18 protein-coding genes are annotated in these 21,901 nt (G+C 70.0%); 5 read left to right on the top strand and 13 right to left on the bottom strand.

Annotated features, from left to right (window positions below):
• Window positions 1-137 precede the first annotated feature (137 nt).
• Window positions 138-1,445 carry a PKD domain-containing protein gene (locus A3G1_RS0112405; protein WP_018349795.1) on the top strand — a complete coding sequence of 436 codons (1,308 nt, stop codon included), beginning with the start codon at window positions 138-140 and terminating at the stop codon, window positions 1,443-1,445.
• Window positions 1,446-1,575: 130 nt separating this feature from the next.
• Here the strand turns inward: A3G1_RS0112405 and A3G1_RS34565 are convergent, their stop codons facing one another.
• The gene (locus tag A3G1_RS34565; RefSeq protein ID WP_018349794.1) at window positions 1,576-3,066 is read right to left on the bottom strand and encodes a DUF4419 domain-containing protein; all 1,491 of its coding nucleotides are present in this window, start codon (window positions 3,064-3,066) and stop codon (window positions 1,576-1,578) included.
• Between the two features lie 87 nt (window positions 3,067-3,153).
• On the opposite strand from A3G1_RS34565, the gene A3G1_RS0112395 reads away from it, so the two are divergent.
• Window positions 3,154-4,098 carry an alpha/beta hydrolase gene (locus tag A3G1_RS0112395; RefSeq protein WP_211216294.1) on the top strand — a complete coding sequence of 315 codons (945 nt, stop codon included), beginning with the start codon at window positions 3,154-3,156 and terminating at the stop codon, window positions 4,096-4,098.
• 213 nt (window positions 4,099-4,311) lie between these two features.
• On the opposite strand, the gene helR is transcribed toward A3G1_RS0112395, so the two are convergent.
• The 5 genes from helR to A3G1_RS0112370 all read right to left on the bottom strand — a co-directional run bounded on the left by helR (window position 4,312) and on the right by A3G1_RS0112370 (window position 9,109).
• Window positions 4,312-6,444: an RNA polymerase recycling motor ATPase HelR gene (gene helR / locus A3G1_RS0112390; protein ID WP_018349792.1), complete on the bottom strand. Its 2,133-nt coding sequence runs from the start codon at window positions 6,442-6,444 to the stop codon at window positions 4,312-4,314.
• Window positions 6,445-6,585: 141 nt separating this feature from the next.
• Window positions 6,586-6,960, bottom strand: coding sequence for a cupin domain-containing protein (locus A3G1_RS0112385; protein WP_018349791.1), 375 nt, complete (start codon window positions 6,958-6,960; stop codon window positions 6,586-6,588).
• A 24-nt stretch (window positions 6,961-6,984) separates the two neighbouring features.
• Window positions 6,985-7,539, bottom strand: a complete 555-nt coding sequence (locus A3G1_RS0112380; RefSeq protein ID WP_018349790.1) for a dihydrofolate reductase family protein — start codon at window positions 7,537-7,539, stop codon at window positions 6,985-6,987.
• Between the two features lie 22 nt (window positions 7,540-7,561).
• A complete protein-coding gene (locus A3G1_RS0112375) occupies window positions 7,562-8,536 on the bottom strand; it encodes a GNAT family N-acetyltransferase (RefSeq protein WP_018349789.1) in 975 nt (324 codons plus the stop codon).
• Between the two features lie 27 nt (window positions 8,537-8,563).
• Window positions 8,564-9,109 carry a carboxymuconolactone decarboxylase family protein gene (locus tag A3G1_RS0112370; protein WP_018349788.1) on the bottom strand — a complete coding sequence of 182 codons (546 nt, stop codon included), beginning with the start codon at window positions 9,107-9,109 and terminating at the stop codon, window positions 8,564-8,566.
• Between the two features lie 80 nt (window positions 9,110-9,189).
• Here A3G1_RS0112370 and A3G1_RS0112365 point away from each other — a divergent pair, with 80 nt between their 5' ends.
• Window positions 9,190-12,072: an AfsR/SARP family transcriptional regulator gene (locus A3G1_RS0112365; RefSeq protein WP_018349787.1), complete on the top strand. Its 2,883-nt coding sequence runs from the start codon at window positions 9,190-9,192 to the stop codon at window positions 12,070-12,072.
• A 37-nt stretch (window positions 12,073-12,109) separates the two neighbouring features.
• On the opposite strand, the gene A3G1_RS40515 is transcribed toward A3G1_RS0112365, so the two are convergent.
• Complete coding sequence (locus tag A3G1_RS40515) at window positions 12,110-12,700, bottom strand: hypothetical protein (RefSeq protein WP_245563489.1); 591 nt, start codon at window positions 12,698-12,700, stop codon at window positions 12,110-12,112.
• Between the two features lie 313 nt (window positions 12,701-13,013).
• On the opposite strand from A3G1_RS40515, the gene A3G1_RS39590 reads away from it, so the two are divergent.
• Window positions 13,014-15,803: an AfsR/SARP family transcriptional regulator gene (locus A3G1_RS39590; protein ID WP_083936894.1), complete on the top strand. Its 2,790-nt coding sequence runs from the start codon at window positions 13,014-13,016 to the stop codon at window positions 15,801-15,803.
• Between the two features lie 322 nt (window positions 15,804-16,125).
• Here A3G1_RS39590 and A3G1_RS34555 read toward each other — a convergent pair whose 3' ends face one another.
• Both A3G1_RS34555 and A3G1_RS34550 read right to left on the bottom strand, forming a co-directional pair.
• On the bottom strand, window positions 16,126-16,641 hold the full coding sequence (locus A3G1_RS34555) for a hypothetical protein (RefSeq protein ID WP_018349783.1): 516 nt from the start codon (window positions 16,639-16,641) through the stop codon (window positions 16,126-16,128).
• Window positions 16,642-16,913: 272 nt separating this feature from the next.
• Complete coding sequence (locus A3G1_RS34550) at window positions 16,914-17,156, bottom strand: MarR family winged helix-turn-helix transcriptional regulator (protein ID WP_245563488.1); 243 nt, start codon at window positions 17,154-17,156, stop codon at window positions 16,914-16,916.
• 229 nt (window positions 17,157-17,385) lie between these two features.
• Here A3G1_RS34550 and A3G1_RS0112335 point away from each other — a divergent pair, with 229 nt between their 5' ends.
• Window positions 17,386-18,330 (top strand): phosphotransferase, encoded by a 945-nt coding sequence (locus tag A3G1_RS0112335; protein WP_157641088.1) that lies wholly within the window; start codon window positions 17,386-17,388, stop codon window positions 18,328-18,330.
• A 179-nt stretch (window positions 18,331-18,509) separates the two neighbouring features.
• On the opposite strand, the gene A3G1_RS34545 is transcribed toward A3G1_RS0112335, so the two are convergent.
• From A3G1_RS34545 to A3G1_RS34540, 4 genes are all read right to left on the bottom strand, one after another.
• Window positions 18,510-19,685 (bottom strand): cation:proton antiporter, encoded by a 1,176-nt coding sequence (locus tag A3G1_RS34545; protein WP_018349780.1) that lies wholly within the window; start codon window positions 19,683-19,685, stop codon window positions 18,510-18,512.
• Window positions 19,686-19,719: 34 nt separating this feature from the next.
• Window positions 19,720-20,202 (bottom strand): cation:proton antiporter regulatory subunit, encoded by a 483-nt coding sequence (locus tag A3G1_RS0112325; protein WP_018349779.1) that lies wholly within the window; start codon window positions 20,200-20,202, stop codon window positions 19,720-19,722.
• A gap of 399 nt (window positions 20,203-20,601) precedes the next feature.
• Window positions 20,602-20,883: a DNA gyrase inhibitor YacG gene (locus A3G1_RS0112320; RefSeq protein WP_018349778.1), complete on the bottom strand. Its 282-nt coding sequence runs from the start codon at window positions 20,881-20,883 to the stop codon at window positions 20,602-20,604.
• Window positions 20,884-21,311: 428 nt separating this feature from the next.
• On the bottom strand, window positions 21,312-21,830 hold the full coding sequence (locus A3G1_RS34540) for a ricin-type beta-trefoil lectin domain protein (protein WP_018349776.1): 519 nt from the start codon (window positions 21,828-21,830) through the stop codon (window positions 21,312-21,314).
• Between the last annotated feature and the right edge of the window lie 71 nt (window positions 21,831-21,901).

The raw sequence follows: 21,901 nt of genomic DNA, 5'->3' as shown, positions 1-21,901 counted from the left end.
CGTGCCCGCCCCGGCCTCCCTCAGCCGGGGCGGGCACGCCCGTGCGCCGGCCGATCAGGCAGTCCCGTACCGGTCATCGACGGACTACGATGTCGAGCACCACTGTTCGGGTGTCTCCTGTGTGGATGGGGTTCGTGATGGGCGCTGCGCGTCAGCTCGCCGGACTGCTGGGCTTCGCTCTCGTCGTGCTGTTCAGCCCTGCGGTCGCCGTGGCGGCGGAACCCGTCGCCTTCACGTCCGCAGCACCGGCCTCACCGGTCACCGCGTACGTCGCGATCAGCCACACGTTCACGGCGGGCGGTGGCACTGGGCCGTACACCTATTCGCTGGTCAGCGGAGCGTTGCCGGTCGGAGTGTCGCTCAGCTCGGCTGGGCTCCTGTCGGGTACGCCGGCCACCCCGGGCAGCTACACGTTCACCGTCAAGGTAACCGACGCCGCAGCCGGGACGGCCACCCAGCCGGTGACCATCGTGGTCCAGCCCCCGGCGATCACCTTCACCTCGGGAGCCGTACCGTCTCCGGTGGTGGCCTACACCCCGGTCAGCCACATGTTCACGGCGGGCGGCGGCACCGGGCCTTACTCGTACTCACTGGTCAGCGGAGCGTTGCCGGCCGGAGTGTCGTTCAGTTCGGCTGGGCTGCTGTCGGGTACGCCGATCACCCCGGGCAGCTACACGTTCACGGTCAGGGTGACCGACGCGCACGGCTTCGGCGCGGACAAGACAGTCACCATCGTCATCACAGCCCCGGTCCTCACCTTCACCTCGGGGACCGTGCCCTCACCGTGGTACACCGGGCAGGCGCGCACGCACACCTTCACGGTGACCGGGGGCGCGAGCCCGTACACGTACTCGCTGGTCAGCGGCGGGCTGCCGATCGGGGTCACGTTCAGCTCGGCCGGCGTGCTGTCGGGCACCCCCGCCAGGGCCGGGACACACACCCTCAGCATCAAGGTGACCGACGCGCACGGCTTCACCGCGACCACGCCAGCCACCCTTGTGGTGGCCGACCCGGCCGTCGTGTTCACCTCGGCTGACCCGCCGGGCGCGGTGGCCGGCCAGGCATACAGCTTCACGTTCGCAGCCGCCGGCGACTCCGGGATCGTGTTCACCCTGACCAGCGGTACCTTGCCGGCGGGGCTGTCGCTCGCGGCAACAGGGGCCCTCACCGGCACCCCCGCGACGGCGGGGACCAGCACCTTCACCGTCAAGGCTGCAGGCACCGCCTCCTCCGCGACGCGGACGGTGACACTCACGGTCGCCGCCGCGCCGGCCGCCGAGCCCACCTCCGTACCCACCACCACCGCGCCACCCCAGCTGCCGCGCACCGGCGGGACCGCGTCGCTGGCCGCGTGGCTCGGGGCCGGGGTGCTGGCTGGCGGTGTCCTGCTCCTGCTGGGCGCCTGGCTCTGGGCCCGCAGGACCCGGCTGCGCGCGATCCCCTAGGGTTCCGAGTCGTTGATGCTCCGATAGCAGTCGCCTGCAGCTGACCTGGGATCTGGCAGCGGGTTGGCCCTGAACAGGACCAGTGCCCGCGTGACCGCCCATCGTAGAACGCACCCCGGCTGGCCGGCGTTCAGTCAGTGAGCAGGTCGGCCAGGTTGCCGGTCTTCATGCTCTCGATGTCGCCGCCGTTGTCGAGGGCCGTGGTGAGGAGGTCGGCGAGCGAGGTCCCGTAGACCGGGACGCCGGCGGGGTCCTCGGCCAGTTCGAAGGCGTGATAGCCCGGTTCCTCTTCGAACTCACGGATCCGGCAGGCGACCCAGTACGTGCTCATGGTCTCGTAGTCCTGGTACGCCGCGACGAACCGGCCATCTGCCAGTGCGAAGGCCTTGGTCATGGTGCGCCAGGACTCCTGGTCGACGACGACGTTGCCCCGCTCGTCCGCTGGCAGCAGCCGCCAGGCGCCGCCGAACAGCGAAGCGGAGCCGAACCTGCGGCCCACTGCCAGCAGCTCGCCGTCGCCGCCGAAGGCAGTTTCTTGTCCGGCCGATGGCGTGGTGGAGTGCTCGGCGGCGATCCGGTCGAGTACCGGGTCGATGGGGGTCACAGCGGGTCCGAGGTGCCAGCCGGAGACCGGGCGGAGCGCGCCATCGGGGTCCTGGGCTACGGCGGCCAGCCCGCCGTGCAGGGCGACAGTGCGCAGCTTCCTGCCGGGCCGGTCGTCGATATTGACTGTGACCTGGGAGAGCACAGCCGGAACCTGCCTGGTCGTGATGCCGGGGCCGTTGTAGGTACGCCTCTCTGTGGTGAGGTCGCGTGGTTCGTTCAGGGGCAGGGCCAGCATCGGGTTGGGCACGTCGATGGCGCCCGCGCCTTTCAGGTACGGGTAGAAACGGGTGATCCAGCCGGTGACGACATCGCCGCCGTAAGCGTCGGCCGGGTTGTAGATCCTGCGCCAGAACGCGGTGTCCACATCGCCGTTCGCCGCGCGCACGAACTGGTCGAGGATGCCTTCCAGCGAGCGCTGCCACTCAGCCAGGCCGAAGGTGGCGAGGTTGCCAATGCGGTCCCGGATCCGCTGCCAGTCCTCCGTGGTACCGGTCAGCGTGATCGACGGGATACCGCAGATACACACCAGCCACAGGCTGAAGTACGGCGAGTAGGCGTCGAGTACCACGATCTGGCCCGCGAGGCGGTCGGTGTCCGTGCTGGTCGAGAAGTCACAGCCGAGCTCTCCGGCGGCGGGAACCTCTGCGGCCAGGAGTTCGCAGAACTGGCCGATGTAGGTGTCCCACGATTCCGTGCCGGTGGTGGTGATCGTGAGCCGTTTGCGGCCAGCGTGGCCCACGAGGTGCGGCCGGAGTTCATCGACGTGCAGCCGGACGTGCTGGGCCAGGCCCTGGGCGATGGTCAGCCACACCGCGTCGGGCGACAGCACCAGTGGACGGTGATCGGCGAAGGCGCGGGCGACGGCGCTGAGCAGCGGGTGCACGCCGTCGGTTTCCAGTACCGCGAGATCCGGGTCGCCGCTGATGGCCAGGGCCTCCGGGTAGAGGTCACGCAGCGCGACGACGGGCAGCGGGCTGGCAGCGGGGACGACATCGTCAACAGGGAAGACGATCATCGCCGGACTGTATCGCGTACGGGTTCGCGCGGGCGCCCGGAAAGTGGGTACACTGTACTCAGTTATCCGGACCTGGAGGTTGCCCCCTTGTTGAAGCGAACGCTCGCGCTCGCCCTGTTCTCTCTCGTCTCGCTCGCGCCAGCCCCGGCGAGCGCCGCGCCTGCTCGATGCCAGGCGCTCGACGTGCCCGTGAGCCTGGCCCCCGGTCAGCCCGCTGACCAGCACATTTCAGGAACTTTGTGTGTACCGCGCGGGGCCGGAACTGTTCAGCTCCTGCTGGCCGGCGGGAGCTACAGCCGCCAGTACTGGGACTTCCCGGGCACACCGTCCTATGTGGATCACATGAACCGGGCCGGGTACGCCACCCTGGCGATCGACCGGCTCGGTACCGGGCGCAGCTCCCGCCCGCACAGCTCGCAGTACCAGCCAGCCACCCATCAGAACTCCGTGTACCAGGTCGTCCAGCACCTGAGGAAGTCGTTCGGGAAGGTCATCCTGGTCGGCAACTCGCTCGGGTCCACACTGGCCAGGATGGTGGCCGTGAACCATCCCGGATCGGTAGACGCGCTGATCCTGACCGGGGAGTCCAGCACACCGGACTGGGCGGCCTTCGAGCGGCTGTCGGCGGATTTCCAGCCGCTGGCCACCGACGCCGGGTACATCACGACCCGGCCCGGGGCGAAGTCCGCCTGGTTCTACCACCCGCGCACCGCCAGCCGGGCTGTGATCGCCGCTGACGAGGCAACCCCTGAAGCTGACGTGTACCCGGCTGACCCCGGCTTCGGGGATGTCGGGCTCAACAAGCAGATCCGGGTACCGGTGCTCGTCGCCGTCGGCGAGCACGACAAGCTGCTGTGCGGGACAACGGCCTGCACCAGCTCCGCCGCGCTGCTCGCCAGCGAACGCCCGTTCTACGACCCGGCCACACCACTGGCGGCGTACGTCGTGCGCGACACCGGCCACGTCATCAACCTGCACCGGACAGCACCCCGGTTCTACGCCCACGCCCGCGGCTGGCTAGCAACCGTCTGAAGCCGGAGAGCGGGATCCGCGAGCCCGAACGCCGCACGAGCCCGCTGCCCGGCTTCACAGTGGCGGCTGTGACCACGTGCCACTTGGAACAAGGGGCCGGCGCTGCCTGCTGGGCGGCACAGCATGGCGCGGAACCCATCGGCTCGTTCCCCGTACGAGCCGATGGGTTTCATGCTTCTGGGGCTGAACTACGGCGGTAGAACTGGGCCGCCGTCAGCTGGTGAGGATGACGAGCCGCTGCGTTGCGCGGGTCATCGCGACGTAGCGGTCCACCGCTCCCGCGATGCCGGTGCCGAACTCCTCCGGGTTGACGAGAACGACCAGGTCGAACTCCAATCCCTTGGACAGGCTCGGGGTCAGCGACCGCACCCGTGGCGCAGGCTGGAAGGCAGGGTCGCCGATGACACAGGCGGTGCCGTCGGCGTTCGCGGCGAGCCAGGTCTCCAGGGTCGAGTCCAGGTCACGGACATGACCGTGTACGACGGGGATGCCGCTGCTGCGGATCGAGACCGGCACGTTGGCATCGGGAAGCACGGCTCTGATGACCGGCTCGGCTTCCGCCATGACCTCCTCCGGCGTGCGGTAGTTGACGGTCAGGCCAGCCATGGTGATCTGGTCGAGCCCGGCCCGTGTGAGCCGTTCCTGCCAGGACTCGGTGAAGCCGTGCCGGGCCTGGGCTCGGTCCCCGACGATGGTGAAGCTGCGCGACGGGCAGCGCAGCAGCAGCATCTGCCATTCCGCGTCGGTGAGTTCCTGGGCCTCGTCCACGACGATGTGCGCGAACGGCCCCGCGAGCAGGTCCGGGGTGGAGCTGGGCAGCGTGTCCTCATCGATCAGGGCGCCCTGCAGGTCCCTGCCCTTCAGCATGATCATGGCGCCTTCGTTGTCGTACTCGGCCGCCAGCAGGTCATCGACCACCCTGGCCACCCGTTCGCGTTCGGCGGCGACGGCGGCGTTGCGCTGGCGCTGGAGACGGGCCGCCGCCGGGTCACCGAGCCTCTGCCGGGCCGCGTCCAGGAACGGCAGGTCCGATACCGTCCAGGCCCGGGGGTCGGCGCGCTGCAGCGCCTTGACCTCGTCAGGGGTGAGCCACGGGGCGCACATGCGCAGGTAGGCGGGCACTGTCCACAGGTCACCGACGATGTCCGCGGCTTCGAGAAGCGGCCATGCGCGGTTGAAGGTGGTGGCCAGTTCCTTGTTCCGGAGCAGCGACGTGCGGATCAGGCCGGCCGGGGCATCGTCGTCATGCTTGGCGGTGAGGATCGTGAGCAGTTCCTCCCAGATCTGCTCGCGTGCCTCGTTGTGCGGGGTACCGGGGTCGGCGGCCGCGAACGCCTCGGCCCAGTCGGTGGCGGTCAGCCGGACGTCGGCCCAGCCCGTCGTGACCGTCATCGGCTTGGCCGGCGGCTCCTCGTAGAACCTCACAGCCCGCTCGACCGCCCGCACCAGGTCCGCTGAGGACTTCAGGCTGGCCACTGCCGGGTCGGTTTCCGGCACGGCTGTGGCTCCCTCGGCGACGAGGTCACGCACGGTGCACGTCTGCACGCCCTCCTCCCCCAGGCTGGGCAGGACGTCGGAGACGTATGCCAGGTACGGCTGGTGCGGGCCGACGAACAGCAGGCCGCCCTTGTGGTGCCCGAGGCGGGGGTCGGAGTACAGCAGGTAGGCGGAGCGGTGCAGGGCGACGACGGTCTTGCCGGTCCCCGGGCCGCCATCGACGACCAGGGCGCCGCGGGAGCCGGCGCGGACGATCGCGTCCTGGTCGGCCTGGATCGTGCCGAGCACGTCGCGCATCTTCGCCGACCGGTTGCTGGCCAGGCTGGCGATGAAGGCTGACTGGTCGTCGAGTGCGGCATGGTGTTCGAGGCCGCCGGAGGTGAACACCTCGTCCCAGTAGTCGGTGATCAGGCCCCGGGTCCAGCGGTACCTGCGGCGGCTGGTCAGCCCCATCGGGCTGCCGTGGGTGGCGCCGAAGAACGGCTCGGCCGCCGGTGAACGCCAGTCGAGGAGCAGCCTGCGGCCCTCGTTGTCGGTGAGCCCGAGCCGTCCGATGTAGACGGTCTCACCGTCTTCGCTGACGATGTGACCGAGGCACAGGTCGACGCCGTACCGGCGCAGTGCCCGCAGGCGGGCGGTCAGCCGGTGGATCTCCAGGTCGCGGTCCAGCGCCGCCTGGCCGGTGCCTCCGGTCGCCTTGCGGGCGGTGCCGAGCCGGCCGGTCAGGTCTGCCGTGGTCTCCTCAAGGCTGCGAGCGATGGCCGCGAAGTGCTGTTCGTCGCGGGCGATCAGGGCCGGGCCGGCCTTGGCCGCGAGGTGGCCGGGGAGGTCGAAGACGCTTGTGGTCACTGGTTTTCTCCGGTGTGGGGTGGATGGAGCGTTCGTGTGGCTTGAGGGGTCCGCCGCGCCGCTGCTAGCTGGCCTTCCCGGCTGCGGGACCTGTGGTCTTCGCTCGCCGGAGGCCCCGGAGCCCGGCTCGGCTGGAGGCTGTCAGGCGAGCCACGGCGGCACGACCCGATCCGGGCTGCCCGGGGTGCCGGCCTGCGCGCCGGCCGGAGCCGTGACGATGGCGGTGAAGCCGCCCGGGCCTGCGGTCACCTGGCGGGTCGATCCTGCGGGCAGGATCAGCGTGTCGCCCTCGGCGAGGGAGAGTTGCTCGCCGTCCTGCTCGACCGCCGCCTCACCGGCCAGAATGGTCCAGATCTGCTCAGCATCGATGACGTGGGCGGGTCCTTGGCTCCCGGGCTGCATCTCCACGCGCCACAGGGCTCGCGTGGCGCCGCCCTGCGAGGGCGATGCCAGGGTGGTCATGACGGCGGAAGGGGTTTCGGTACGGCGGGCGTCGGCGAGACGGATGAGTGTCATGGCAAACCAGTCCTTCGGTGTTCGCTAGCGGGTGTAGGTGGTGATCGTGAGTCCGGAGCCGAAGGCCTGGCTGCCCGCCGGGGTGAAGTGACCCGGGGTGAAGGGGCCGTCGAACATCGGGATGCCGGACCCGATGACGATCGGGTGCCGCTTGATGATCAGTTCGTCGATCTCGTCGCGGAGTGCGGATGCGAGCTTGCCGCCGCCGCACAGCCAGATCCCCATGCCGTCCTCCTGCTTGAGCTGGCGGACCAGCGCCTCGGGGTCGGCGGTGACTGTCACCTGTGGATCGGGGCTGCTCAGCGTGCTGGACACCACGTACTGCCGCAGATGGGCGTACGGGCTGGCCGTCGATCCCACCTCGTAGGTCGCGCGCCCCATGATCACGGTGTCGAAGCGCTCGGCGGCCCGGCCGGCCACGCCCAGGGGGCCACGCGCGGCTGTGGGCATGGTCTCGGGGAACTGGGCGAGGATCGCCGCAGCCCCTTCTCCCTCGAAGGGGAAGAAGTCGAACTGGCCGCCGGGTCCGGCGATGTAACCGTCGAGAGTGGCGGCGACGTAGTAGGTCAGCTTGCGCATGTGTTCCTCTTCTCGTACCGGGTCAGGCGGTGGTCAGGGCGAGCTGGTACTCGCAGGTGCGGCGGTGGGCGCGGAAGCCCAGCCGCTGGTTGACGGCGAGCATGTGGGTGTTGTCCTCGGCGATGTCGGTCTCGATCTCCCCGATACCGGGATGGCTGGCCCGCAGCCCGCGCAGCATCGCGGCCTTGATCCACAGGCCGAGGCCCCGGCCGCGGTGAGCCGGCACGACAGCCGTGTCGTACTGCAGCGCCCGGCGGGTCTCACCGGCCCGGATGACGACCTCGGTGTACCCGGCCATCTCGCCGTCACGGAGCGCGGCGACGGTCAGCAGCGTGTCGCCCCGGTCAGCCAGCACCTGAGCCATCCGGTGTACCCGGTCGGCTGTCCAGTCCTGGTGGCCGTAGTCCATGTCGCCGGTGGGCATGTCGTTCATCGCGTTCTTGGCCGTGGCGAAGGCGGCGGCGAGTTCGCCGGGGACCGTGCCGGTCCAGCCGGTCAGGGTGTAGCCGGGGTGCTCGGCACTGGCAGCGGTGTCGTCGGCCTGTGCGACGTCGAGCAGGAGATGGTTCAGCGTCAGCACCCGGCGGAACCCGTGCGCTGCGCAGAAGACCTCACCCGGCCCGCCGCCTGCCGTACTGGCGATCAGGCTGCGGCGTCCCTCCCCCTCCGCCGCGAGCCTGGCCGCAGCCAGCAGCCGCGAGCCGGTGCCCGCCCGGCGGTGTTCCGGATGGACGTGCAGTTCCAGCTCGGCCAGGTGATCCTGCCCGGCGGACGTGAACAGCCGCAGCCCCGCCACGCCGGTCACCGCGCCGTCCGCGCCGGTGGCCATCCAGGCCAGCCTGCGGCTGTCCAGCCCCGCGGTGAGCTGGGCGTGGACCTGCTGGGGCGAAGGCGGGGGCTCGCCGGGCAGGTCACTGGTCAGTGAGGCGGCGAGCACCCCGTGCCACGCGTCCGCCTGCTCTGCCGTCAGCTGGGAAATCGGGGAAATGCTTGTCATCGCGTACTCCTTGGTGAGAGCGCTCTGTCATCCGGTGTGGCGGACGAGCGGCCAGTCGATGTCGCAGCGCGCCGCCGTGGCGAGGTAGCTGGTGAAGACGCCCAGTGCCACATGGGCGATGATCTCGACGATCTGCCCGTCGGCCAGGCCGGCGTGCCGGACCAGGGCCAGCTGATCTGCGGAAACGGCCCCGTGGTGCCGGAGCACGGCAGCTGCCAGGGCCAGGACGGCGGCGGCCTGCGGGTCACCGGTCTCGCCTCTCCTCGCCCGGGTGACCTCGGCTGCGGGCAGCCCTGCCACGTTCGTCCCGCGGAACGAGTGCATCGACAGGCAGTAGTCGGACCTGCTTTCCTGCGCGACCAGCAGGGCGATGCGCTCGGCGAGGCCCCCGGGCAGGGTTCCCTCCGCGCCCAGGGCACGGACGGTTCCCAGATAGCCCTTCAGGACAGCCGGGCTGCTGGCCATCACCCTGGCCAGGTTGGGGACGACCCCCAGGTCCTGGTGCGTGGCGGTGAGCAGCCGCGCTGTCTCGCCGGTGGCGAGTTCCGGGTCAACGTTGTGAAGTACCTGCATGCCGGAGATCCTGCCGGTGGATCTTGATAGGTTTCCGATGCGATCTCGATGCAAGCGCTGGCGACCCCGGGAGTGACGGCATGCGGTTCACGATCCTCGGCCCTGTCGAGACCGCGGCTCCCGGCACGCAGCCACCCCCGCTGGCACCCCGGCACCGGGCGGTGCTCGCCTATCTCCTGCTGCACGCCGGGGTCGTGATCAGTACCGACCGGCTGATCGGCGCGATGTGGGGGCCGCTGCCACCGGACTCCGCCCGCGCGCAGATCCAGACCACGGTCGCCGCGATCCGGCGGATGCTGCGCGCGTCGGGGGCCGGGCACATGCTGACCACGCATCCCGCCGGGTACAAGCTCACGCCCGAGCCCGGCCAGCTCGACCTGGACGAGTTCACCACGCTGGTCAGCGCGGCGCAGGGCTCTTCCGGTGGCCAGCGGGCTGCGGCAGACCAGATCCGGGTGGCGCTGGCGCTGTGGCGGGGCGAGCCGCTGGCGGGTATCACCGCCGACTACGTCCAGGGCGCCAGGGCGCGGCTCAACGGGCAGCGGCTGACCGCCATCGAACGCCTCGCCGACCTGGAACTGTCCCTCGGCCACTCCAGCGACCTCATCGACGAACTCGCCATCCACGTCGCGGCCAACCCGGCGCGCGAACGGCTGTGCGGCCAGCTCATGCTCGCCCTGCACCGCGCCGGACGCCAGCCGGACGCGCTCCAGGCCGCGCGCACGTTCCGGGCGGCCCTCGCCGAGGAGCAGGGGCTGGATCCCGGCCACGCGTTCAGCACTCTCGAACAGGCGATCCTGCGGGACGACCCCAGCCTGCGGCCTGCGGTCACCGCGCCCGCGACGTCACCACGGGTGAACTTTCTGCCCTTCGACCTCCCGGACTTCACCGGGCGGGAAGAAGAACTCGGCAGGCTCACCCGCGCGCAGACGGGCGGCGACGGCGGGGTCGTGACGATCTCAGCGATCGACGGCATGGCCGGGGTCGGCAAGACCGCGCTCGCAGTCCACGCCGGACACCGCCTCGCCGATCGCTTCCCCGACGGGCAGCTCTTCGTGGACCTGCAGGCCCACACCGCCGGCCAGGAACCCCTCGACGCCTCCGCAGCACTCGAGATCCTCCTGGGGCAGCTCGGCGTACCCCCGGAACGCATCCCGGCGTCACCCGCCGAACGCGCGGCGGTGTGGCGGGCCGAGCTGTCCGGCCGCCGGGTACTGGCGGTGCTGGACAACGCCCGGAGCGCAGATCATGTCCGGCCTCTGCTGGCCGGTACGACCAGCGCTCTCATCCTGATCACCAGCCGGCGGCGGCTGACCGACCTCGACGGCGCACACGCCCTGTCGATGGACGTGCTGCCCGCTGCTGACGCCGCAGAGCTGTTCACGTCGATCGTGGGGCAGCGGGCCACCGCCAAACCAGTCGCGGTCCTCGACGTACTCCAGCTGTGCGGCTTCCTGCCACTGGCCGTCCGCATCGCCGCCGCCCGGCTGCACCACCGTCCCCGCTGGACCGTCGAGTACCTCGCTGGCCGGCTCCGCGACCAGCGCCGCCGGCTGTCCGAGCTGACCACGTCCGAACGAGGGGTAGCGGCCGCGTTCACCCTGTCCTACCAGCAGCTGGACCCCGGCCAGCAACGCATGTTCCGGCTCCTGGGCCTGCAGCCAGGCCGCGACATCGGCCCCGAGGCGGCCGCGGCGCTCGCCGGTCTTCCACCCGACCGGGCCGAGCAGCTCATGGAAGACCTCCTCGACGCCCACGTCCTGGCCCAGCACCAGCCCGGCCGCTACACCTTCCACGACCTCCTGCGCGAACACGCCCTCGCCACAGCGGACGCACAGGAGCCGCCGGACGCGCAGCGCGAGGCCCTGAGCCGGCTGTTCGACCACCACCTCCACGCCGCCAGCGCGGCTATGGACCTCCTATACCCGGCGGGTAAGAACCGCAGGCCCCACATCCCGGCACCCGGCACGCCTGTCTCCTTGCCACGAGACGAGGCCGAGGCGGTCACCTGGCTGAACGCCGAACGCGCGAACCTCATCGCCGCCGGGCACCACACGGCTCGCCACGGCTGGCTCACCCACACCAGCCACCTCGCAGCCACCCTGCACCGCTACCTGCTCGGCCACGCCCACCAGGCCGACGCGCTGACCCTCCACGGACTCGCGCTCGAAGCGAACCAGCGACGCGGCGACACGGCTGCCGAAGCACGCACACTCCTGGACCTCGGCGAAGTGCACTACTGGTGGTATGGCCACTACGAGCAGGCAGCCAGCCACTACCGGCACGCCCTGCGCCTCTCCAGCGACATCGGCGACCACGGCGCCCAAGCCCGCGCGCTGCAGAACCTCGCGACCTGCCACCAGCGGCAACGCGAGCACGACCAGGCACACAGCCACTACCAGCAGGCCCTGGCGCTGTTCCGTGAACTCGGCGACCGCGCCGGCGAAGCCCGCACCCTGACCAGCCTCGGCACCGTCCACGAACACCAGGGCCGCTACGAAGAAGCTCACGACCACCACCGCCAGGCGCTGCACATCCACCGTGAGACCGGATCCCGGATCGGTGAAACCGTCGTCCTGAACAACCTGGGACTGGTGTACCAGCGGCAGGGCCACTACGACCAGGCCCGCCAGCACCATCGCGACGCGCTGCGCCTGTGCCGCGCCCACGGCTTCCCCGGCGATGAGGCCGAGTCACTCAACGGGCTCGCCGAAACCGCCCGGTCCATGGGTGAGCTCAGCCAGGCCGCAGACGACCACAGCGCGGCCCTCGCCATCGCCGTCGAGGTCAGCTACCGCCCCGAGCAAGCCCGCGCCCACAACGGCCTCGCCCGCACCCACCGCGACCTCGGCCACATCGGACTCGCCCGCGACCACGCCCGCCACGCCCTCGACCTGTACACAGCTCTCGGCGTCCCCGAAGCCGGCGAGGTACGCGCCCTTCTCAGCGACCTCCCGCAGTGACACATTCCCCGGCTCACGGCCTCAGCGCTTTCCCGGGTCAGCGTGCCAGGGCTACCGGGGCTTCGAGCGCGGTGATCATCCGGGTGCGCCGGCGGTAGTAGTGGACGGTCAGTACGCCGAGCAGTGGCCCCCACAGGACCAGCGGTCCATAGCACAGCCAGAAGATCAGGGTGTCCCAGCCCTGGGTCAGCGCCCGCTCCGGGGCCCCGTTCACCATCCTGCCGGAGAACATCATCACCGTCGCGTACGGGAAGATCATCAGGAACGTCGCGCCGAGCCCGGCCGGGACGACCGCCGCGAGCACCGGCACCCGCCGGCTCCCGAGCCCTGGAATCCACCTCGGCCAGCGCTCGCCCCACTCGCAGACCAGCCCGAGGGTGGCAAACGCCGCTACCTCACTCGCCAGGCTCAGCACGATGACGTACCACCAGCCGTCGAAGACGATCGGCCCGTGCCCGGCCGGCGGCGCGTCGTACCGCTCGACCAGCGGCCCGCCGAACACGAACGCGACGATCCGCCAGACCGACGACGGCAGCGTGGTCAGCGCGGTCACATAGGCGGTCCACAGTGCCCAGCGAGGCACGCCCCGAGCCGGGCGGCCGTGCAGCCTGGCCAGAAAGGTGATCATGGTGCGCTCTCCGATCTCGCGGGCCGTCGTGACCCGCCACCACAAGATCGCAGCCCGGCCGGGCCGGCGCGTCCCTCACCGGACGGAAACACCTCCCCCACCCGAGGGACGTTCACAGCCCGCAAGGTGCGAACCGCGCGAAGCGGGAGCCGGCCGGCGAGCTGCCTCCGCCATTTCATTCAGCTTTCCTCATCCGTAGAGGTGGCCACCGGGAGCGAAAAGCTCGGGCACCTAACGCGGCACGCGGGCCGAAGCCTCGACGGCGGCCGTTGGCTCTGCACCATCGTCCACAGTCGCCTCTAGACTGCTGAACGTGTTGACTTTCGGGCTTCTGGGAGCGGTAGAGGTCTGGTCCGATGGCAGGTCGCTGCAGGTCGGACGCCCTCGTGAACTGAAGCTGCTCGCCGTACTTCTCTTGAACGCCGGGCACACCGTGCCCACTGCCACCCTGGCTAACGCGCTATGGGGCGAGGACCCACCGAAGACCGCCCGGTCACAGGTTCGCAACAGCGTAGCTGGGATCCGGCGCCGGCTGGCTGCCTCTGGTGTCGATCCGATCACCGCTGTGCCTGATGGTTACGTCCTGAACGTCGAGGCCGGGCAGCTCGACACCATGGAGTTCACGCAGCTGGTATCTCGTGCCCGCACCGCGGGCCCACGTGACCGGGCTGCGCTGCTGTCCGCCGCGCTGGACCTGTGGCGAGGCCCGGCGCTGGGCGGCCTCGGCGGCCAGTTCCTGGCGTCGCAGGCTGGGCACTGGGAGGAGCAGAGGCTCGCCTGCTGGGAGATGCGGATCGAGGCCGATCTGGAACTCGGCAGGCACACGGCCGTCATCAGTGAACTCGCGGTACTCACCGACCGGTACCCACTGCGTGAACGGCTTACCGCGCTGCGTTTGCACGCCCTGCACCGGTCGGGCCGCACTGCCGAGGCACTCGAGGTGTATCAGCGCTGCCGGGAACACCTCGTCGACGAACTCGGGATCGAGCCCGGTGCGGAGCTGCGCGACGCGCATCGGGCGATCCTGCGCGGTGAACCACCGGCTGGTCTCCCGTCGGACGGGCAGCGCCCGCCTGACGTGCCCAGACGTGCGCCCAGCGAACTTCCCGCACTGGTAGAGGGCTTTGTCGGCCGGGAGAGCGAACTCTCCGCCATCGCCACCCTGCTGTCCACGCCACCAGCACCAGGCATCGTGCCCCTAGCCTCCGTGGACGGCCCTGCGGGAGCTGGCAAGTCAGCTCTCGCGGTACGGGCCGGGCATATGCTCTCCGAGCATTTCCCGGACGGGCAGCTCCATGTAAACCTGCACGGGGCGACGCCAGGCATGGTTCCGCTGACGCCTGTCACTGTGCTCCGCGCCTTCCTGACCAGCATGGGTGTACCCGCCGGGCAGATTCCCCACACGGAACACGAGGCCGCTGCGCGGTTTCGTTCGGTGACGGCTGGACGCCGTGTGCTCGTGGTTCTCGACGATGCCGCGTCGGCGGAACAGGTTCGCGCGCTCATACCGGCCGGCGGTGCCGTGCTCCTCACCAGCCGCCAGATACTGTCCACTCTGGATGGTGCCCGCCACGTGCATCTCGGCCTGCTGAGCGAGACCGAGGCAGTGGCGTTGCTCGCTGGCACAAGCGGGGCCGGCCGCGTTGCCGCCGACCCGCGTGCAGCGAGCGAAATCGTAGCGCTGTGTGGTCATCTGCCGCTGGCCGTGCGGGTGGCGGGCGCACGGCTCACAGCACATCCGCAGTGGCCGCTGGGTACGCTCGCCGAACTGCTCCGCAATGAGCACAACCGCCTCGACGAGCTGGAACACGCCGACCTGTGCGTCCGGGCCAGCCTCGAAGTCGGGTTCGGGCAGCTCGCCGAGGGCCCCGCGAACCTGTTCGCGCTGCTCGGCTGTCTCGACATGCCGGATGTGACCGTGCCAGTGGCCGCTGCGCTCGCCGGTGCCACCGAAGCCGAGGCCCGGCGTGATCTCGAAGCACTGGCAAGGGCACAGCTCGTACCGGCCAGTTCCGCGAGCCGCTACGCACCACACGACCTGGTACGGCTGTTCGCCAGGGAACGGGGAGCACGGCTGGCACCGGCCACAGCCCACGATGCCATCCGCCGGGCCCTGCACTGGTATCTGGGCGCTGTCCGATCGGCTGCCGAGCTGATCCAGGCCGGCACGAACCGCGACCGGTTCGGCGTGCCCACCGGCAGCCTCGTCCTGCCCGGGCGGTCCTTCGCTGACGCTGCCCAAGCTGGAGACTGGATCGAAGCGGAGACCGCCAACCTCATCACCGCAGCCCGCCGCGCCGCCACCCTGCCCGGCGACGGGGCACCGGTTCTCACCGGTCTCGCGTCGATGGTGCAGATCGCATGGTCGAACCGGGGCCGTCAGGCGGAACTGGTCACGGTAGCTTCGCTGGCGCTGCGTGCCGGGCAGTCGAGTGAACTGGAAACCCTGTTCCGGTACGACATGGGATGTGCGCTGAGGAAGCTCGGGGACTACGAGGCCGCTGAACAAGAACTGCGGCTCGCACTGGAGAGCTGCCAGCGCGGTCCAAGCCGCCTCGAAGGCGCGATTCTCGGCACGCTCGGTGCGCTCGCCCACATGCGCGGAGACCTGGGCCCAGCCGTCGAACTCCTGGAGCGGGCCATCGCCGCCAACCAGTCATCTGGGCATCCTGCCACTCAGATCTACCTGCTCAACCTCATGGCCCTGGCCCAGCAGACGATGGGCCAGATGCGGGAGGCGGCCACAGTGTTCTCCCGATGCGTCGCGCTCAGCCGCGAACTGGGTAACGACTACTACCTCGCCGGCACCCTCACCAACCTCGCCGAGCATCACCGGGGCACAGGCGATACCTGGCAGGCGGTCGAGTTCTTCACGGAAGCGATCGGTGTCGCCCGGCGGGCCAGCGCCATCGACGTCCTGTCTGAGGCGCTGTGGTTCCTCGGCGCAGCCCACCACGACCTCGGGACGCATGCCGAGGCGCGAGTTCTGCAGCGGCAGTCCGCGGACCTGTTGTGTGAGATGGGTGTCATGACAGCGGAGGAGGCTGAGACTCTCTTGGCCTCACCGGTACCCGAGCCGCCGGAAATCTTCCAGAACCACTGAGAGCCTGTCTTAACCGCAGCGTTTCAACGCCGTCTGACGATCGACGACATGGTCAGCAAGGCACTGGGGCATTCCGGTCTCCCCTAACCTGTCAGCAGTCTCAGAGGATCGAGCCGCGACATGGGGCGATTCAGTTTCGTCTGGCCGTTGCGAAGAGGGGCTGCGGCGTTGCGCTGCAGCCCCTCCGCCGGCAAGCAGCCGTGAAGCGCGGGCATGACGCGGGGCCTTTTCGCTGGACCGAGCATTGCCTGGACTCTCCTGGCCGGACACGCCGTGTGCGGCGCGGTAGTCGGCGGCTACCCGCCGGCAGTGTTCACAGCGGTCACCAGCCCCAGGGCCGGGCGCCGTTGCAGGGCTGGGAGGCGCCGTGGCCGCTGAGGCCCGGCCGGTTGTAGGCGTTCCAGGAGATCGGTGTCTCCTGGCCGTGTTCGTTGTCGAAGACGCAGACCTCGACCCGGCGGACCCCGCCGTAGATCGTGCCCGCCTCGACAGACCAGGTGGGGAGGCTGTGCCAGGTGGATCCGTTCTGGGGGTAGCAGAACAGCATGCGCTTCTCGATGACGTTGCCGTCCGCGTCGAAGGCGACCATAGCCGCGTTCTGCCACCCGTACTCGCACTCGCCGTCCTGGACGTAGAGCTTGAGGCCGGTGACGTCGATCGAGCGGTTGTACCAGACGATGGTGCCCTTCGCGCCGACCGCCAGCGCGCCCGAGGCTGCGTGCTTGTGCTGGACGGTGAAGGCCGAGGTGGGTTCGGCGGCCTGGGCCGGGGCGGCCGTGCCGGCTGCAGCCAGCGCGAGGGCGCCCAGCAGCACGGCCAGCTTGGTGCGGACGTTCATCGGTGTCCCGTCTTCTCGGGGGTGGGGTGCCGCCCGCCGGGGCGGTCGCGGTGCGGTCAGCTCAGGCGGCGGCGATCAAGGCACGATAAAGCAGCAGCGCGCCGTCCGCAGCCCCTCCCGGCTTCAGCCCAGCAGTGACCCAGCTCCCACATGCCACAAAAGACGAGAATGTACTTACCAGGCGCGCGACCCTTCCATCCTGTAGGGCATTTGCGAGGCCGCTGAGGGTCGGCACCTTCGGCAGCGACCACAGTTTCATCCACGTTTCTCGATTACTCGGAGTGGCAGGCGCAGCCGAGGACCTTGAGCACCGCCGCCATGTTCTGCGGGGTGACCAGGCAGGCCCTGGCCAGGGCCGCGCCGGAGATACCGGGCTGCTCAGCGAGGGCGAACAGCGCCGCGTACTGCCCCACGGTCAGCCCCGCCTCCCGCAGGGCTGCCTGCTTGGCGCTCATCAGTTCCTGCTCGGCCCGTTTGATCTCCAGGCCGAGCCGCTCGGCGGCGGGCATTGTCATGGCGGTGCCTGCTGCGCCCGTAACCGCCCGGCCGCCCGGCGCCAGCAGTAACCAGGCTGAGTGGGCAGCGGCTGCACGAAGCATCAGCCGGCGTCGGGGTCGCCAGGCACGGGTTCGGCATTTCGGTAATTTGCCAGGCGGGTGACCTGACCGGTTTGGAGAGGTTGCGGCCGGGCGATCGTGGTGTTGGTGCCCGCCCAGGGCCATGAGCGCATGGGAAGATGCTCAGATGTCACCTCGCGGGCGTGCCGTCGATCCTGGCAACCTTGCTCGGTGGTGCCTGGAGCATCTGGGCAGCCCGCCATCCGAGGAGCTGTTCAGGTCCGGGTACCTGTCTGCCGTTGTCGGGCTCCGGCTGACTGACGGCCGTGAGGTCGTGGTCAAGGTTCGCCCGTACTCGCTGCGGATAGCGGCATGCGTCGAAGTCCAGCGCCGCATGTTCCAGGCCGGCTATCCGTGTCCCCGGCCGCTCACCGGCCCTGCTGCCTTCGGCGGCGACGTCGCAACCGCAGAGACCTACGTCCCCGGCGGTGCGATGCTCCCGAGCACGGACCACGCGGTCGTGGCCTCCGCTGAGGCGTTCGCGAGACTGATCCGGCTAGCTCCCCGGCCAGTCGAGGTGTCCACGCTCGACCCGGCACCGTCGTGGGCGGCCTGGAACCATGCCGGGGATGGTCTGTGGCCGTGCCCGGAGGAGGATCCCGGTGTCAACCTCAACGAGGTGGCCGGCGCAGAATGGATCGACGATGCCGGGCGCCGCGCCCGCGACCGGCTGCGAGCCAGCGAGTCCGGCGCCGTGATCGGCCACTGTGACTGGCTTGCCGGCAACCTGCGCTGGAGCGCAGACGCGCTGCTGGTAGTGCACGACTGGGACAGCGTGATCGCTGAAAGTGAACCCGTCCTGGCCGGCTTTGCTGCCGCGCTGTATTCGACCGTCAGCGTGGACGAACTCGCCACCGTCGAGGACACCGAGCGGTTTCTCGTCGCGTATTGCCAGGCGCGTGGCCGGGAGTTCAGCGCCGACGAACGTGAACGGTCGTGGGCGGCAGGCGTCTGGACCAGGGCCTTCGACGCCAAACATCAGCATGCCGTCGGGCAGCCCATCACCTCCCTGTCGGAGAATGAGGCCCGCGAGCGCCTCCGTCGTGCTGGCACCGGCTCACAGAGGCCATAAGAGACCCGGCGTGAAGCCCTCAGCGGCACGCCACCCGTACTCAGCACCGTGCTGCTTCGCCACTGCGCTCCGGCGTGGGGCTGCTGCCACCCCGGCTGTCGGCGTTGACGAACAGGGCGCGGTGCAGGGCCGCCGGCAGTCGGGGTGGAGGGTGCCGTGGTCGTAGTGCGGCGCCGTGGTCATGGGCTTGGCGCGGGTGCGGGGGGTCGGCGGAGGCGGCGGGCGAGGGGTTCGGCGGCGCGGGCGAGCAGCGGGCCGGTGACTGCGAGGATGAGGACGTAGGCGGCGGCCAGCGGGCCGAGGCGCGGGTTGACGCCGGCGGCTACCGCAAGGCCCGCGATCACGATGTTGAATTCGCCGCGCGGCAGCAGCGCCGCGCCGGCGCGGAGCCTGCCGGTGGTGGCGATGCCGGCGCGGCGGCCGGCCCACCAGCCGGTGGCCAGCTTCGTCCCGATGCCGGCGACGGCTAGCAGTGCGGCGATGCCGGCGACGGGAGGCAGGTCGGCGGGGTTGGTGTTGAGGCCGAAGAAGACGAAGAACACGGCGGCGAACAGGTCCCGCAGCGGGGTGAGGATCTGCCGGGCTGTGTGGGCCAGGGGCCCGGACAAGGCGATGCCGACGAGGAACGCCCCGACGGCGGCGGAGACCTGCAGCTGCTGGGCGATGCCCGCGACCAGCAGGACCAACCCGAGGACCTTCAGGAGCAGTACCTCGTCGCTGGGCGAGGCGACCAGCTTTTCGACCTGGCGGCCGTAGCGCAAAGCGATGATCAGGATGACGGTGATGGTGACCGCGGCGATGCCCAGGGTCGCGGCCCCGCCGAGGAGGCCGACGCCGGCGAGCAGTGCCGTGAGGATCGGCAGGTACAAGGCCATGGCGAGGTCCTCGAACACCAGCAGTGACAGAACGACGGGGGTTTCGCGGTTACCCAGCCATCCGAGGTCGCCCATCACCTTCGCGGTGATCCCGGAGGAGGTGACGTAGGTGATGCCGCCCATGGCGACGGCGGCGACCAGCCCCCAGTCGAGGATCAGGGCGACGGCCACGCCGGGTGCGGCGTTGAGGACCAGGTCGACGAGGCCGGCCGGCGCCGAGGTGCGCAGGGTGGAGACGAGTTCACCGGCGGTGTACTCCAGGCCCAGGGTGAACAGCAGCAGGATGACGCCGATCTCGGCGCCGGTGGAAATGAACACCTCGCTGGTCGCCAGCGGTAGCACCCCGCCCTGACCGAACGCCAGCCCCGCCAGCAGGTATAACGGGATCGGGGAGATCGAGAAGCGCACAGACAGCGCTCCGAGCAGGCCCAGTCCGAGGATGACGGCGCCGAGTTCGACCAGCAGGATGCTTCCGTGCACGAAGGGTCCTTCCGCCGTGAGGGGTAAGTGGGGTCTATCCGCTGGTGAGGATGGTCGCGACCGCGGCCACACCTTCTTCGGTACCGACGACGACGACGATGTCGCCGCCGTGGAACGTGAAGTCCGGGCGCGGGCTGGCCACCACCTCGTGGCCGCGCACCACCGCGACGATCGACGCGCCCGTACGGGACCGGGCCTGGGTGTCGCCCAGAGTGTTGCCGTCGAACGGAGAGCCGTCGGTGATCGCCAGCTGCGCGGTGGCCAGCCCGTCGACCTGACGGCGCAGCTCCGCCAGGCGCTCGGTCACCCGGGGCGTGCCGATCAGCTCCGCCAGCCCGTTGGCCTCATCGACGCTCAACTCCACGCTGACCAGGGCGCTGTCGGGATCTTCCTTGTCGTAGATCACCAGGTCGCGTCGGCCACTGCGGTGCGACACCACCCCGATCCGCCGGTTGCGCGCGGTGGTGAACACGTGCTGGAACCCGATACCCGGCAACGACGTGCGCTCAGTGTCCATAACTCCCTGCCCTCTCGACAGCCAGTGGGTTACCCATCCAACCATCCTGCCCGGCTTGTTTGACACCTCTCCGCCACGCTCCAGGCATGCCGGTGGCGGGCGCCGATGACCGGCGACATGCCGCAGAGGACAGCTGGCCGGCCGGGGCCGCGATGAGCCGGACAGGGACCGAGACGAGCGCGCGCATCACAGACCTCCGGTCAGCTTCCACGCGACCACACGGTCACGGAGCCGACCAGGCTTCCCGGCACACCGGCAATGACCCTACCGGCCGGCAGGAACCCAGCAAAGACACACCAACCACATCGGAGCATTGATACCGCTGTGCTTGTCGGTCTGGCACCTCTGAGCCGGCGCGTCGCTCGGCGGCGAACCTCATCGCTGGGGCCGCCCTCTGAGCTAGGTGGCGATAATCTCCCCGCTGCCGGCCAGGTCGATCAGTTCGTGCAGTACCGGAATCTCCGGCCTCTCGGCCAGGTCCGCCTGCCAGAGCTTGCCCATCGCATGCACGAACCTCCCGGCGGCCACCTGTTCAAGGAATTCCCGTTGAACCGACGGCGGGATCCGTGGCCAGAGCTCGATCGCGGTGCACCGCCGACACGGCCTGAACCGGAGCTCGGGCAGCATCTGACTCGACTGACCGCAGCCCGGGCAGGTGTGAGGAACGAGGCCGGCGGACATCAGGGCATTCTAGAAGCCTCCGTCAGGGACCTGCTCGCCTGCCGGTTCGTGGCCTCGTCACGCTCGCCGGTGAGCCTGACCCGCTTCAAGCCGGTCCCGAGCCTACAACGGGCGTTGCGGGCCTCGGCGGGCCGCGTCTTCTGATCCTCGTGTCCGATCTGGACATACACGCTCCCGTAGAACCATGGGGGATGCGCGGTCGTGAACCGACGAGTTTCGGCCTGCCCCGAAGCTGCCTGCCCCGGATCGGGTCGTTGCTGCCGCCCGATCCGCTTCCTCAGCGTGCGACGGCGGATATCGTTATCGTCTGGTGACTCGCTGGCGCCCCGGCACTGCCGCCGAACCCCGGTCTTTCGGCGGCAGTCATCGGGCGCGGCGTGCCGGAGGGGGCGGGGCTCCGCGCCGGGCGGTGCGGAACCCCGATGCGGTTAGTGGTACCAGCGCTGGTTGGCGGTGTTGTAGCACGGGTACATGACGACCCGCGCGCCGTTGGCGTTGCTGAAGTTCTGCACGTCCAGGCACTTGCCGTTCATGCCGCTGCGGATCATCGAGCCGTACCAGGACCATTGCTGGTTGGAGGCCCAGTTGCAGTCCCACATGCCGACCGGGGCGGCGTTGTTGTTGTTGAAGCCGAGCAGGTCCAGGCACTTGTGGTTGAAGCTGCTGCGGATCCGGCCGTTGTCCCAGTACCAGCTCTGGTTCGATCCGCCCCAGCAGTCCCACACGCCGGCGGGCGCGCCGTTGTTGTTGTTGAGGCCGAGCACGTCCAGGCACTTGCCGTTCAGAGCGGTGTGCAGGTTCCAGGTCGCGAGGGCCTGACTCGTGCTCGCGGGGGCCGGATCCGTGTTCGCGGGGGCCGCTGTGGCCGGAGCCGAGACGGCCAGGCTCCCGAACAGGGCGAGCGCCCCGGCGATTCCGGCCAGGGCCCTGCGCAGTTTCTTCGCCATGAGAACTCCTTCGTCGTGGTGGTCCCGGCGGGCGGTGGCCCGCCGGTCGACAGCGTGTCCCGGCCGGAACC

The organism is Longispora albida DSM 44784, from assembly GCF_000379825.1.
GTDB classification, from domain to species: domain Bacteria; phylum Actinomycetota; class Actinomycetes; order Mycobacteriales; family Micromonosporaceae; genus Longispora; species Longispora albida.
This window is presented reverse-complemented; position numbering and strand designations above follow the sequence as displayed.

Coding starts and splice junctions, on each gene's coding strand:
- A3G1_RS0112405 (WP_018349795.1), top strand. CDS start 138: ATGGGCGCTGCGCGTCAGCTCGCCGGACTGCTGGGCTTCGCTCTCGTC.
- A3G1_RS34565 (WP_018349794.1), bottom strand. CDS start 3,066: ATGATCGTCTTCCCTGTTGACGATGTCGTCCCCGCTGCCAGCCCGCTG.
- A3G1_RS0112385 (WP_018349791.1), bottom strand. CDS start 6,960: ATGACACTCATCCGTCTCGCCGACGCCCGCCGTACCGAAACCCCTTCC.
- A3G1_RS0112380 (WP_018349790.1), bottom strand. CDS start 7,539: ATGCGCAAGCTGACCTACTACGTCGCCGCCACTCTCGACGGTTACATC.
- A3G1_RS0112375 (WP_018349789.1), bottom strand. CDS start 8,536: ATGACAAGCATTTCCCCGATTTCCCAGCTGACGGCAGAGCAGGCGGAC.
- A3G1_RS0112370 (WP_018349788.1), bottom strand. CDS start 9,109: ATGCAGGTACTTCACAACGTTGACCCGGAACTCGCCACCGGCGAGACA.
- A3G1_RS0112365 (WP_018349787.1), top strand. CDS start 9,190: ATGCGGTTCACGATCCTCGGCCCTGTCGAGACCGCGGCTCCCGGCACG.
- A3G1_RS40515 (WP_245563489.1), bottom strand. CDS start 12,700: ATGATCACCTTTCTGGCCAGGCTGCACGGCCGCCCGGCTCGGGGCGTG.
- A3G1_RS34555 (WP_018349783.1), bottom strand. CDS start 16,641: ATGAACGTCCGCACCAAGCTGGCCGTGCTGCTGGGCGCCCTCGCGCTG.
- A3G1_RS34550 (WP_245563488.1), bottom strand. CDS start 17,156: ATGACAATGCCCGCCGCCGAGCGGCTCGGCCTGGAGATCAAACGGGCC.
- A3G1_RS0112335 (WP_157641088.1), top strand. CDS start 17,386: ATGTCACCTCGCGGGCGTGCCGTCGATCCTGGCAACCTTGCTCGGTGG.
- A3G1_RS0112325 (WP_018349779.1), bottom strand. CDS start 20,202: ATGGACACTGAGCGCACGTCGTTGCCGGGTATCGGGTTCCAGCACGTG.
- A3G1_RS0112320 (WP_018349778.1), bottom strand. CDS start 20,883: ATGTCCGCCGGCCTCGTTCCTCACACCTGCCCGGGCTGCGGTCAGTCG.
- A3G1_RS34540 (WP_018349776.1), bottom strand. CDS start 21,830: ATGGCGAAGAAACTGCGCAGGGCCCTGGCCGGAATCGCCGGGGCGCTC.